This is a genomic window from Flavobacterium sp. N502540, assembly GCF_025947365.1.
In the GTDB taxonomy this organism is placed as follows: domain Bacteria; phylum Bacteroidota; class Bacteroidia; order Flavobacteriales; family Flavobacteriaceae; genus Flavobacterium.
In genome coordinates, this window is record NZ_CP110012.1 from 2,984,466 (window position 1) to 2,996,851 (window position 12,386).

A 12,386-nucleotide genomic window follows, 5' to 3' on the forward strand; every position below is an offset into this window, starting at 1 on the left:
TATTTTAGGCTGTAAAAGTCTATGTTTCTATGTGTTTAAACCATAGCCACAGAAAAAATCTGCGTGAAAATACTCCACGCATTGAAACATAGTTTTTATAAGAAGAAAAGAATATTAAATCAGTTTATTACTGGTGGCATAAGCAATGGCCTCAGCAATATTTCCCACCCCCAGCTTGGTGAATAATTTTCTCTTGTGAAACTTAATAGTATCAGCCGATACAAACATGCTATCAGCCATGTTGGCAATGGTAAAACCCCTGATAGAATACTGTAAAACTTCCTTCTCACGGCTGGTTAGTTCTATCTTTTTCAGCACCTTCCAGAAACTCCCCTCAAGGTCATAACTGTAGATCTTATTTTCTCCTTTTTTATAAATTTTAATATTCCCCGACTGCAATTCAGAAGAAAGCGAGATAATGCAAATCGATTTCCAGATTTTACCGTCATTGGTCAGGAAAACAGGAGTCAGTTTTTGATTCACCAAAAAAGTCTTTCCATTGGGATTTTTCAATCTAAAGTCATAGGAGATGGTATGATTCAGGCGTTCTTCTACAGGAATGTTTTGATAAAAATCAAAACCTATAGTGTTGATTTTTAGTAATAAATCCAGGTCTTCTTTGACCACATACTTAAAATAAAAGGCATATCCAAGTTCCTGAACCTCTGCCGGAGTGTGATCACATAAGAATAATGGATTTTCGGACACATACTCAAACCCCTTTTTTTCGTAATCAATAATATAAATACTGCTGTAAGTTGTTCTGGCAAATGCTTTGACCAGTTCTAAATAATTTCCAAGTTTGTCTTTTTCATCTTCAGAGATCTTCTGAACGGTGTTGTTTGTGGAAAAAAAGTCGTTTTCAATTACCATATTTTAATAGTTTTTTAACAGGTTGTGAATATAGGAAAAATTGGAGATATGATGTTAAATTAATTTTATTTCTATACGAATTTAACTTCATTTCAATAAAAATGATATTTGGGTTTTTGGCCGTTTTTTTTCTTCTAAAGTCCATTTTTAAAAACTACACTTAAGGGTAGTTTTTGATTAAAATACTGTAAACTAGTATTTTGTGTAATATGAAGCGTAAATTGTGGTGATAGTTTTGGAGAAAACAAACACTATGAAACTCGCCAAAAACAACCACACCGCAATTAGTCGGAATGACATCTTCCGTATGTCAAAATTTGTAGTCACAGAAAACTTCAATCACCACTCTAATGAAGTTTTTCCGGGCCACTATCAAAAAGATATTGATGCCGTTTACAAAGAAGAAATGAAGTTCCTTGAAAACTCCAAAATATTCGCCTTCAAAAACGAATTGGGAGACTTTACCGGCACGATCAGAGTTCTAAAATGGGATTTTATTACTCCACTTCCTATTCAAAAAATGTTTGGGATCAACCCTTTTTTATGTGCAGAAGGAGATGCCATCAATGAAATCTGGCACATTGGACGTTTTGCCATTAAAAAAGGTGTTCGTGATGTTAACCTGCTAAAAAAACTATTGGTTTGTGCCATTGCACCGGTTTGCAAACACAAAGACAATATGGCCTTTGCCGAAATCGATGCCAAACTGCTTCGCGTACTAACCCTAATGGGCATCAAAGCAAAAATTGTGGGCAAATCAATCGAATACCTGGGATCAGAAACGATACCTGTATCGATGTCTTATAATGGTCTTATTACTTTTTACAACGAGAACAAACATTTAGTTACACCGGAAGATTTTGAGCTTTCTTCTGTAAAGGATAAACTACCCAATAAGGTAGTATTTAACGCTAACCAATTGAACTACACTTTGGTGTAGTAGCATTTGAAAACCTATATTGTAAATTTACTTCAGTAAAAATAAGTAGTTGGATTAGCAACTTTCAGATTTTTACAACACACTCAAAAGGAATCAAAATTTACCTTGAGAGTTCCAACAAAAACATCATTACCAAAATTACTTTAGAGTAAAAAAGGTAAAGCTATTAAACCAAAAAACGTATCTAAAAAAAATAACCATGTGACTGGTAATAGCGCAGCTATGTCCGGTGACGAAAAAAACCAAATAATATGGATCGAAAACAAGGTTGGCATGTCCTTTATGTAAAGTACAGACATGAGAGTAAAGTCTACAAAGAATTAATGGAAAAAAAATTAGAAGCTTTTTTGCCTATGGCCACCAGCATTAGACAATGGAGTGACCGAACCAAGAAAATTGAAATTCCGTTATTTCCCAGTTATGTTTTTGTAAACATTAAAAACAACAAAGACTTTCATGATGCTTTAAATGTAGAGAGCGGTTGTTCCTACTTGTCTTTCGGCAAAGAATACGGCAAAGTTTCCGAAGAAGAAATCGCTTATATCAAACTCTTTACCCAGGGAAAAGAGATCACCGATGTTCAAGTCGAATCGGCACTGCCAAAAATAGGCGATAAACTTAAAATCGAGCATGGTGAACTATCAGGTTTGGAATGCGAAGTTTTCAGAGTCGACAATCAGCACAGAATCAGTGTAAGATTAAGTTCATTGCGCCAGAATATATCAGCGATAATACCTTTGTCGTATTTATCCAATCCCGAAGAAAACGTCTTTGCAAAGGCGTAGTTTTTAGACACCTCATTTCCTTATTTTCAAAGGAAAACACCCTATAAATCTTACTATACTATCAATTACCCTCTGTAGTGAAATCAGGGGGTGGTTGTTTTTTACCCATACTACAAATCAAAATGGTACGATAACCTTACGTTTTCAGTATTTATTCAAATTATAAAAAGCAGACTTATGAAAAATAATGTCACAAATGTTCAGAAATATATCTGGCTTGATCAGATACTTGACAATGAATCACCAAAATACAATATTGGCGGTTATGCATTTATTAACGGAAGTGTTGATGTGGAGCGTTTTAAAACAGCATTCAATATTCTGATTAAAGAGAACGATATTTTTTCTTTTGTTTTTGAAGAAAAGAGTGGTTTTCCTGTATATACACTTCAGGAAACAAACAGTGATTTGGCATTAACCTGCATAGAAGAGTCAGATGAATTAAAAGCGATTCAAATGATAGAGAAAGATTTTATAGTGCCTTTTGATATAGAGAAGGATAAACAGCTTTATAAAATGTGGCTGATTCAAACAGCTCCTGAAACGTATATCTGGTATTCGAAACTTCATCACATTATAGCAGATGGATTTTCGTTTCAGTTGTTGTTTAACAAAGTGAAAAGAATCTATGAACAATTAGGCACAGCCGCTGTATATGATGAGGTATGTATAGAGAAAAACAAAATGTCTTATGAGTCTTTTATAGCATTAGACAGTGTTTACAGAGCTTCAGATGATTTTTCGAATGACAGAAAATTTTGGTTAGGACGTTATGAAAATTTACCTTCTTTGATTTATACCGGTACCAATAAATCGGCAAGTCACAGTAATATTGAAATGGTACTTACCGAAGCAGAAAATGAAGCTTTATGGGCATTTGTAAAAGCAGAAAGACTAAGCATTTTTCACTTGTTGATCGGGTGTTTCTCTATCGTATTGTCTAAATATTACAACAGAGAAGAAATTAATTTGGGGATGCCTATTTTAAACCGAAAAAATGCTGCCGAAAAAAATACATTCGGGCCATTTCTTAGCATGTTGCCATTAAAACTTTCTTTGGAAACAACAGCAACCGTAAGTGATTTTATCAAAGAGATTAAAAGCACGCTTTTTATGTGCTACAGACATCAGCGTTTTCAGCAGGCCGACATCCTGCGAAATCTGCCACAGGAAACCTCAAAGCTTTATGATGTACGATTGTCATACGAGCGCATGCAATACGAATCTGAATTTTCGGGGAATAAAGCGAGCATACATCCATTGTCTAATGACAGTGAAGAAGATCCTATTTCTATTCACGTTTTTGAAGGGATCAATGGAGATCTTAGTTTTAGATTTGATATCAATGAAAAATATGTGTCAAAATTTGAAGCCAATCAGCTGATTGCTTCTTTCAGAAAAGTATTGACAGAATTACAGGAGACCAATCATACTGTTATAGCCGAGATTGAAATTTCGAGCAAAGAACAGTTAGAAGAAATACAAGCAATTTCAAAAGGACCTGTTGTAAAAAGACCGGAACAGACTTTCTTAAATCTTTGGAATGCTGCTGTAGCGGGCTATAGTTCAAAAACAGCGGTTTCTTGTCAAACTAATTTTTTAACTTATGAAACCCTTGATGCACGAGCTACTATTATAGCTTCCTATTTACAGTCCAGCGGCGTTAAAAAAGGAGATAAGGTAGGAGTGATGCTTTCGAGATCTGAAAAAAGTATTATTGGAATTTTGGCAGCCTTAAAAACGGGAGCTGTTTATGTACCTATTGATAATGCATATCCGGAGGAAAGAAAACACTATATTATAAAAGATGCCGGCTTAGGTTTTATCTTAACAGATTCATTTTCCAATTCTATTTCAGAAGACAAAGAATACAATATAGATCGTATTCCGGAAGAGCATAAAATAGCGAAAAACTATATTCCTGTTGCTTTGAAACCTGAAGATGAGGCTTATATTATTTATACTTCCGGTTCAACAGGAGACGCTAAAGGTGTTGTTATCAATCATGCTTCTTTATACGATTATGTGCTTACATTTGGCACTTATTTTAATCTTACTGAAGAAGATATTGTACTACAGCAGGCTTCTACTGCTTTTGATACTTCTGTAGAAGAAATTTTCCCGATTTTATCAGTAGGAGGGAATTTAGTGATTGCTCCTGATACAAAAGATTTTAATGAATTACTGAAAGATTGTGAGCGTTTCAGAATTACTTTATTGAGTACGAATCCTTTTGTACTGCAATACCTTAATGACAATCATAAAAATTACAATTTTAATTTTAAAAACATTATTAGCGGAGGCGATACACTAAAACCACACCAGGTAGATCAGCTTACCGCTAGTTATGATATCTACAATACCTATGGCCCTACAGAAAGTACAGTCTGTGCGACCTATTATAAAGTGAATGAAACAGACACTTCATTTCCTATCGGGAAACCAATTACCAATAGAGGAGTATACCTATTAGACGGAACAAAAATATTACCAAAAGGAGCCATTGGAGAAATTGGACTTTCCGGTTTAGGTTTGGCAGTTTCTTATCTCAATAAAAAAGAATTGACAGCTAATGCTTTTGTCCATATAAATGGAGAACGTATCTACAAAACCGGAGATTTAGGAAAGTGGAGCATAGACAATAATTTGATTTTTTATGGCAGAAAAGACAGTCAGCTTAGTTACAAAGGATATCGTATTGAAGTAGGAGAAATCGAACAGGCCATACAAAAAGTAAATGCATACGTGGTAGACAGTTATGTGTGTATTAACGAAGTGGGAGGAATGCCAATTTTGATTGCTTATTTAGTAGCAAACGAGTCTTTTATAAATATATCTTCTTTAGTAATTGATTTAAAAACTCATTTGCCGGAATTTATGATTCCGACGCATTTTGTAATCTTAGATGCTATTCCTTTAATTCCTAACGGAAAAATTGATATTAAGAGTTTACCGGAACCTAAAACCGTAAACATCGCAGAAGCTGTTCAATTGCCGGTAACACCCGAAGAAAAAGAGATCGCCTCAATCTGGCAGGAATTATTACGCCTTGATCAGGTTGATGTAAACGTGAGTTTTTTCGAATTAGGAGGACACTCTTTATTGGCCAATCAGTTTATAAGCAGTTTACGTGATCAAAAAGGAATTGAATTGTCGTTAAGAGATTTTTACAAATCTCCTACTATCAAAGAAATCAGTGAACTGGTTCCTACTTTAAACAAAAAAGAAGTTCAAAATATTAAAGCTCCTGAGCAAGAGTTGTACCCGTTGTCTTTTTCACAAGAAAGATTATGGTTTTTAAATCAGCTGAATACTGCCGATACTTCTTATCACGTATCAAGAGCAATGAAATTAAAAGGTTTTGTTGAGGTTGCCGCACTCGAAGAAACGTTTGCAAAACTGATCAAAAAACATGAGATTTTAAGAACTGTTTTTGTGAATCAGGAAGGTAAGCCTTATCAAAAAATACTACCTCCATTTGGATATACCATTCCAGTTGTAGATTATACCGGAATAAAAAATAAAGAAAATAAAGAGAAAGTAATTGCCGATAGTCTGGAAAGAATAGAGAGCCGTGCTTTTGAAATTGAAGAAGGACCGCTTTTTAGAATAGAATTATTAAAGTTCTCCGATCAGGAAAGTGTACTCGTATTTTGTGAGCACCATTTAATTTTAGACGGATGGACTCAGGGAATCTTATTTAGAGATTTCGTTGATATTTATAATGAATTAAAAAGAGATCCTGATTTTGAGGCAGAGAAGCCTGAAGTTACTTTTAAAGATTATGCTTATTGGGAAAGAAATAGTCTGAACGAAAGTGTTATCAGCGAAAAATTGAATTATTGGGAAAACAAATTTGAAGGTTTTTCTAACGGATTGTTGTTGCCTTTAGATTTCGAAAGAGAGGAAACTGCCGTGAAAAAAGGAGGTACGATAGAGCACGTATTTTCATTAGATTTTTCCGAAAAACTACGTCAGTTTTCCGAAAAACAAGACGTATCGTTGTTTATCACAATGCTCGCAGCTTTTAAAATAGTGCTGCATAAATTTAGCAATCAAACCGATATTTCTGTGGGGACAGCTGTTGCCAACAGACGTTATAAAGAATTTCAGGAAGTTTTAGGTATGATTGTAAATACGATTGCATTACGTACTACGTTTAGCAATGAAAATTCCTTAACGGAGGTACTTAACGAGGTGAAAGAAACCTGTCTGGATGCTTATTCTTATGATGATACCCCTTTTGGAAAAGTGGTAGAAAGAATAAATCCGGAAAGGAGTTTAAATCTGCATCCGTTATTTCAATACATGTTTAGTTTTGTGAACGTTCCGGTACAAAGCATGTCTTTGCTGGATGCAGACATCGAAATTTTGAACGGGCACAATAAAACATCCCGATTTGATATTAGTGTAGTTATCAATACCGTATACGAGCAAATCGATTCTTTAACAGATAATAAACCGGACAGAAGAATTTCGGTCGAATGGGATTACAATGCAGGGATCTTTAAGCATGCCACAATGAAACGTGTCCTGAAAGCATACCTTAAAGTTTTAGAGGCTCTTGTTGAAAACCCTGCGCAATCACTGGCAAGTTTGGATTACATTTCAAGTTCAGAGAAAGCGATCCTTCTGGAAGATTTTAGTACTTCAAAAACGGAAGAGGCAGTAGCAATTACAGCCGTTGAAATGTTCGAACAGCAAGTGGTGCAAACCCCTGATGCTGTAGCAGTAGTTTTTGAGAACAGATCGCTGACTTACAAAGAACTCCATGAGCTTTCCAGCCAGTTGGCACATTATTTATTGAATGAGTATGAGATAAAAACAGAAGACCTTATTGCTGTAAAATTAGAGCGCAGCGAGTGGATTTACACCTCTCTTTTGGCCGTATTGAAGACCGGCGGTGTTTATGTTCCTATAGATCCGGGTTATCCGGAGCAAAGAATTGCTTATATCGAGCAAGACAGTAAATGTAAAGTTGTTATTGACGAGAAGTTATTGGCGAATTTCATCTCCCGTCAGGACAATTATCCAACCACATTACCTGTTATTTCTTTGACTCCGGAGAACCTCATGTATGTCATTTATACCTCAGGTTCCACAGGACAGCCCAAAGGAGTAATGATCGAGCACAAAAGTTTGGTGAATTATATCCTAAACCAAAAAGAAGAATTCGGGTTTGATGCGTCCGATCGTATCGTACAATTCTCCAACAACGCTTTTGATGCGTCAATGGAACAGATCTTTTTAGCTTTTTTTAGCGGAGCCACCCTGATAGGCGCTTCCAAAGAGCGTATTATTGATCTGACCGACTTTATAAACCTATTGAAAGAACATAGTGTAACCCACCTGCATGCCACCCCGGGTTATTTGTCACATTTAGAGCATCTTTCTGCCTGCAAGACCCTAAAAAGAATCGTTGCAGCAGGAGAAGTATGTCCAAAAAATCTGGCCGAAAAAATGATCAAAATAGCCGACTTCTACAACAAGTACGGCCCAACAGAAACCACCATTAGTGCTGTTATGGGAAGAGTAGAGCAGAGCGATCTGCAAAGAAATCTCATTCCAATTGGTAAACCCTTAAAAGACAGCCAGATCTATATCCTGTCCGATAACCTGGAATTACAGCCCATTGGTGTATTTGGAGAACTGTGCATCTCCGGAAACAGCCTGTCCAGAGGATACCTGAACAACCCTGAACTCACCGAAGAAAAATTCATCGCCCATCCCTTCATTGCAGGGGCCAGACTCTACAAAACAGGCGATCTGGGCCGATGGCTACCTGACGGCAGCATCGAACTCACAGGTAGAAAAGACCAGCAGGTAAAAGTAAGAGGCCACCGAATAGAACTTGGTGAAATCGAACATGCCTTATTAACACAAGACAGTATCAGTCAGTGTGTTGTGGCCGTACAAAACATAGAGGCAGAACCCGCAATAGTAGCCTATGTGGTAGGAGAAAAAGAGCTTGACAAACAAGAACTTCGTGCCCAATTGAGCCAATATTTACCCGATTATATGCTTCCGGGTTACTATGTCCAATTAGACGCCATTGCATTAACCTCCCATGGTAAAGTGGATCTAAAAGCATTGCCTAAAGTGGATGTAAACGACAAGATTCAGCAAGAATATACCGCTCCGGAGACCGTTTTAGAGAAACAACTCGCTGCAATCTGGGAAGAAATATTGGGCATAAATACCATTGGAACCACAGACAATTTCTTCGAATTGGGCGGACACAGCCTGAAAGTAATTTTAGTAGCCAATAAAATCAACCGACAATTAGGCTATCAGATCAGCGTAAAAGACGTCTTTTTGAACCCAACCATCTCAGGAATCATCAGCAAACTTGAAGAAGGAACCTTCACGGCCATACCCAAAGCAGAGCAGCAGGAAAGCTACGTTTTAAGCTCCTCTCAGCACCGATTATGGATCCTGAGCCAGTTTGAAGGCGGGAGTCAGGCCTACAACATCCCCGGTTCGTTTGAAGTAGACGGGAATTTAAACACAGCTCAATTAGCAGAAGCTTTCAACCTTCTTATAGCCAGACATGAAACCCTAAGAACCTATTTCAAAAGAGACGATCAGGGAGAAGTGCGTCAATTTGTAATCGATGCCAAAGACATTGACTTCAAAGTAGATTATGAAGACTTCAGCACAATCGAAAATCAAGAAGAAGCCCTGGAACACAGCGTTGCCCAAAGTTATGGATGTCAATTTGATTTAGAGAAAGCCCCTTTGGTAAACCTGAAACTCATCAGACAATCAGAAAACAAACACCTGTTACTTTTCAACATGCACCATATTATCAGTGATGGCTGGTCCATGGGGATTTTAAGCCAGGAACTCATCACCATTTACGATCATCTCATACAAAACAAAAACATCAGTCTTCCGGAGCTAAGCATACAATATAAAGACTATGCCACCTGGATGAGAAGTGAAGAACAAATCACCAAACTAAAAAAATCAGAAGCATACTGGCTGGACACCTTTAGCGGTAATCTGCCCGTATTAGAACTTCCGACAGAGAAAATACGACCAAGAATAAAAACGTATGCAGGAGATTCCATCACCCATAACTTTACCAAAGATGCAAGTGCTACCCTGAAAACATTCTCAGAGCAACACAACAGCAGTCTTTTCATGACCCTGATGGCAGCAATCAACGGATTACTCTCGAGATACACCAACACCAGAGACCTTATTTTAGGAACACCAATTGCCGGAAGAGAACACAGTGATCTGGAAAATCAAATAGGACTTTATCTCAATACCCTAGCCATTCGAACTCGTTTTGAAGAAAACACCAGTTTTGAAGAACTATTAACCATACAAAAAGAAACCCTGCTTGATGCCTATTCCCATCAGGAATATCCACTGGACAATATGGTAGAACAATTAGGTTTAGGTAGAGATACAAGCCGATCAGCACTTTTTGATGTACTGGTAGTTTTGCAAAATCAACAAGATTTATTTGACTCAAATGCAGAACAAATAGAAAGTTTAACCTTAAAACCTTATAAAGCCAATCCGAGAAAAGTAAGTCAATTCGATTTAAGTTTCGTCTTCTCCGAACAACAAGGAGAGTTGAACCTTCACATCGAATACAATACTGATATTTACGAACCAGAATTTGTGGCACGACTAGCGGCTCATTTAGAGAACTTTTTAACCAAAGCCATCCAAAATCCGGAGCAAAAAGTAGCTACACTCAGCTACCTGAGCGAAGCCGAGACCACACAATTGTTACAGGATTTTAACGACACAGCAGTAGCGTATCCTAAGGATCATACAATGGTTGACTTATTTGTAGCCCAGGCGAAGAAAACCCCGGAACAGATTGCTTTAGTAACCGATACAAAAAGTTTTACCTATCAAGAACTCGATGAAATCTCTAATGAATTATCACACTACCTGTTAAGTAATTACAACTTAGCCGTAGAAGATTTGGTAGGAGTAAAACTCGGTCGCAGTGAGTGGCTGCCTATTGCTTTATTGGCGGTTTTAAAATCAGGATGTGCTTACGTTCCGATCGATCCCAACTATCCGACACAGCGTATCGAATACATCGAGCAAGACAGTAAATGTAAAGTTACCATAGACGATAACTTTATAACAACTTTCAAACAAGCAGAATCCATATCAAAATCATTGCCGCAGATCACTTTCAGTTCGCAGCATCTGGGCTACATCATCTACACCTCAGGATCCACAGGAAAACCAAAAGGAGTTATGATCACCCATCAGAACGCTGTGGCCATGTTATGCTGGTCGCAAAGAGAATTTAGCGATACCGATTTTGATATTTTATACGCCGTAACCTCACACTGTTTTGATCTGTCCGTTTACGAATTTTTCTATCCTTTAAGTATCGGAAAACAAATACGTTTACTGGCCAATGGATTATCGATAGGAGATTACATTCAGAACGACAAAAACGTACTGATCAATACCGTTCCATCGGTAATTCATACTCTGATTGAGAAAGGAACTACCTTTGAGAATACTGTTGGTATCAATCTTGCAGGAGAGGCATTCCCAGTGAGTATCGCCAACCATTTTACCAACTCCGGCATCGCTATTAGAAATCTGTACGGTCCTTCAGAAGACACTACTTACAGCAGTTATTACCGAGTAGAAGGGGCTTATGAAAATTCTGTACCTATTGGAAAAGCACTGGACAATACCCAGTTTTATGTACTCTCAGAAGACTTGGCCTTACAGCCTGTGGGGGTAATTGGAGAAATCTGTATCTCAGGAGACGGTTTGTCCAGAGGATATTTGTATCAGCCTGAATTAACCGCAGAAAAGTTTATTACAAATCCATTTAACGATACTACTAAACTTTATAAAACAGGTGATCTGGGCAAATGGTTGCCTGATGGCAACATCGCTTACATAGGCCGAAAAGACAGTCAGGTTAAAATCAGAGGGCATCGTATCGAGCTCGGAGAAATCGAGCAGGTACTACAATCTCAGGAAGATATTGATCAGTGTGTGGTCATCACAGCAACTGTAAATGGAGATCCTGTCATTGTCAGTTATCTGGTGAGTACCGCAACTATTGACAAACAACAGCTTCGTCAATCACTTTCGAGAGAATTACCAGAGTATATGCTGCCAAGTTATTATGTGTTCCTGGATAAATTTCCACTAACACCCAACGGCAAGATCGACAAAAAAGCATTGCCATCGGTAAGTACAGAGGATGTTATCCAACAGGAATATGTGGCTCCAACCAATGAAATCGAAAAAAAATTAGTAGCCATATGGCAGGACATTCTAAAACTGGAGAAAATTGGTATTACTGATAATTTCTTTGAATTGGGAGGAAACAGTTTAAAAGCTACTGTTTTAATCAACAGAATAAACCGGGCTTTTGATACAAGGCTTTCTATTCAGGATTTATACAAAACTCAGGACATCACAGGAGTTTCCAGGAAATTAAAATTTATACTGTTTCAAAATGAATTAGCTGTAGAGACAGCTGATGACCTGGATGAGATATTGATATAATTTATGGTGTTTACTATTTTTTACCCCAACCGTTTAATATAAAATTTAATCGCGAGTTTCATTTTATATCATAAGCATGGCTATACTTTAATAGCCATGCTTTTTTTGCAACATCTAATACGCTCAATTTTTGAGTGTAATTCACAGTATTACTATATCCGTTTTAAGGACGTAGATTTTTTCCAGAAAAAAGAGTGTTTCTATTTTTTAAAATTAATTATGGTCAGCAGGTAGGTGCATTTAGCTGCCAACTATTGAGATAGATAGTG

At 37.2% G+C, this 12,386-nt stretch carries 4 protein-coding genes; 3 read left to right on the top strand and 1 reads right to left on the bottom strand.

Annotated features, from left to right (window positions below; genetic code table 11):
- Positions 1-114: 114 nt before the first annotated feature.
- Positions 115-873, bottom strand: a complete 759-nt coding sequence (locus OLM58_RS12755; RefSeq protein WP_264529193.1) for a response regulator transcription factor — start codon at positions 871-873, stop codon at positions 115-117.
- A gap of 253 nt (positions 874-1,126) precedes the next feature.
- Here OLM58_RS12755 and OLM58_RS12760 point away from each other — a divergent pair, with 253 nt between their 5' ends.
- The 3 genes from OLM58_RS12760 to OLM58_RS12770 all read left to right on the top strand — a co-directional run bounded on the left by OLM58_RS12760 (position 1,127) and on the right by OLM58_RS12770 (position 12,117).
- The gene (locus OLM58_RS12760; protein WP_264529194.1) at positions 1,127-1,813 is read left to right on the top strand and encodes a hypothetical protein; all 687 of its coding nucleotides are present in this window, start codon (positions 1,127-1,129) and stop codon (positions 1,811-1,813) included.
- Positions 1,814-2,064: 251 nt separating this feature from the next.
- Positions 2,065-2,598 (top strand): UpxY family transcription antiterminator, encoded by a 534-nt coding sequence (locus tag OLM58_RS12765; RefSeq protein WP_264529195.1) that lies wholly within the window; start codon positions 2,065-2,067, stop codon positions 2,596-2,598.
- A gap of 177 nt (positions 2,599-2,775) precedes the next feature.
- A complete protein-coding gene (locus OLM58_RS12770) occupies positions 2,776-12,117 on the top strand; it encodes a non-ribosomal peptide synthetase (protein WP_264529196.1) in 9,342 nt (3,113 codons plus the stop codon).
- The last annotated feature ends 269 nt before the right edge of the window (positions 12,118-12,386 follow it).